This window comes from Okeania sp. SIO2B9 (genome assembly GCF_010672505.1).
GTDB classification, from domain to species: Bacteria; Cyanobacteriota; Cyanobacteriia; order Cyanobacteriales; family Microcoleaceae; genus Okeania; species Okeania hirsuta.
In genome coordinates, this window is record NZ_JAAHGK010001219.1 from 1 (window position 1) to 2,298 (window position 2,298).

The 2,298-nt window shown below is 35.3% G+C and carries 3 protein-coding genes; 2 read left to right on the forward strand and 1 reads right to left on the reverse strand.

Features of this window, described 5'->3' with window-relative positions; translation table 11 throughout:
* Positions 1-56: 56 nt before the first annotated feature.
* The gene (locus F6K13_RS29115; protein ID WP_275670413.1) at positions 57-185 is read right to left on the reverse strand and encodes a hypothetical protein; all 129 of its coding nucleotides are present in this window, start codon (positions 183-185) and stop codon (positions 57-59) included.
* A 413-nt stretch (positions 186-598) separates the two neighbouring features.
* Between F6K13_RS29115 and F6K13_RS29120 the strand changes: the two genes are divergently transcribed.
* Entirely contained in the window at positions 599-1,375 is a 777-nt protein-coding gene (locus tag F6K13_RS29120) for an HAD-IIB family hydrolase (protein WP_124146234.1), read from the forward strand.
* Between the two features lie 546 nt (positions 1,376-1,921).
* Entirely contained in the window at positions 1,922-2,098 is a 177-nt protein-coding gene (locus tag F6K13_RS29125; protein WP_338043219.1) for a hypothetical protein, read from the forward strand.
* Positions 2,099-2,298: the final 200 nt, after the last annotated feature.

Sequence of the window (2,298 nt, forward strand, 5' to 3'; positions counted from 1 at the left end):
TTGAGAAAGACAAGGGTTAGATAAACTAAAAGCTGGTTATCTAACCCTTGTCTTTCTCAACCATTAATTATTGGTAAATTATCAAGCCATTCTCGAAAAAATTGCTTATATTCAGAAAATTGTAAATTGAATTTAGTTTCAATATCATGTAAAGTTAGGTTTGTAGCTGTAATTGTTTCAAACATAATGAGAATAACTCTTTATTTAGTACATTATTATATAGCAATTCCCAAAAAGCGTGAGGTACGCGCATTCGTTTCTTTTAGGGATCAGGTAGGGACGTTGCATGCAAGGTCTGTACAGAATAGAAAAGAAGAAAAAACTGTATCTCAGTAACTTGAGAAGTAAGCATTCAGCAGTCAGCTATTAGCTAGCCTCCTGCGGAGGAACTACGTTAACAGCTATTGATGATAGGAGGAGGTAAAAGCAATTGAGAAATTTGGATAGAATTAAAACTTACTGTAAAATTACGTTTCTTCATGCTTATATGGAATTATTCATTATTTGCTGATAGCTGACTGCTAAGAGCTGAATGCTTACTTTGAGAAACGCTATATAATCTCAAAAGTTTTGAAATAATCGATCATAAATATTAATTATGCCTTTGACTCCTCTCTCTGAAACAGTAGCAAAAACAAGCCTTAAAAATATTCAACTTATAGCTACTGATATGGATGGTACATTAACTAAAAATGGTGAATTTACTTCTAATCTTTTCCTTAGTTTAGAAAAATTAGCAGCAGCAAAAATTCAGGTATTAATAATTACAGGTCGTTCTGCCGGTTGGGTGCAAGCTATTAAAAATTATCTGCCAGTAGTAGGAGCGATAGCTGAAAATGGAGGTTTCTTTTATCCTAATCATAACGAAGCACCTAAATTTTTAACTTCTATCCCAAATATTAATCTACATAGACAACATTTAGCTGAAGTTTTCCAATACTTAAAAAGTCTATTTCCTCGGATTGAAGAATCTGTTGATAATCAGTTTAGACTCACAGATTTTACTTTTGATATTCAGGACTTAAATTTATCTGAACTGACAAAAATGGCAAAGATTTGTCACTCCAAAGGTTATGGTTTTACCTATAGTACTGTGCAATGTCATATTAAACCTTTAGAACAGGATAAGGCGACGGGTTTATTGCAAGTTTTGTCAGACTATTTTCCGGAATTAACAACAGAAAAAATTCTTACAGTTGGTGATAGTCCTAATGATGAAACTCTGTTTGATGAAGGTAAATTCCCTTTGTCGGTGGGAGTCGCAAATATTCGAGAATATGCGGATAAATTGAATCATCAACCAGTTTATATTACCAGTCAAAAAGAAGCAGAAGGTTTTTGTGAATTGGCAGAATTACTATTAGAAAAAAATTAATTTTCTTCCACCATAAAATCAAGATTTTTTATGCAACACCATTTCAGTTATCAGTTATAATATAGCATTTCTCAGTAAGGGTTAGGTACACTGCTGGAGATTCCCCCTAACCCCCCTTGACAAGGGGGGAAACCGGAAGTCCCCCTTTTTAAGAGGGATTTATGGGGATAGTTGATGTAGCTCACGCCTTGTAAAAAGGGTATCGCGATCGCTCCTCCAGTATCAAAAATTTTTCCTACACACAACTTTCATATTTGTCAAAATCCTATGTTAAGCTGTAAGTGTGAAAAAATGTGGGCGCAAATAGTGTCGTTATTAGTAGTTTCAGGATTTACGCATGAATGCTATTGGTAGGGTGTGTTAGCGACAGCGTAACGCACAAATCCCTATATCTATTGTCAGTGCGTAAGTCCTAAGTAAAAAAACCCTTTATTTTTTAGTCAGACAAAAAGATAATATTCCGCAATACTTTGCGATCGCCCACTCGAACCAAACCATAATTTCAAACCTCCCTATTACAGTAGGTACTGATAACTGATAACTGAAATGACGAATATATCAATTCAATCAGAACCACCACTTTCAGCAAAGCAAACTCTACCCACCATGTACAACCTACCAAGTGAAAATCAGGAGGAACCTGGTTTGCCAGACGAATTTCACTACTTGCAACCAGAGTTGTTGCGCCAAACTTTTCAACCTCACAACTGGTATCCCAATTGATTGTTCTGTGGCAGCGATCTGAATCTTTACTACGATTTTCCGTACCGGAATACTCCGCAAACGCACACATTTAGTGCTGACTGCTGATTGCTTATTTAAAAATAGAACTCAATCTTTGTGAAAAAACTTGAGGAGAACATTCAGTTTCAACTCGCTTCATGGCATTTTTTCTAAGTTTATTCCACAAAGCTGAATCTTGA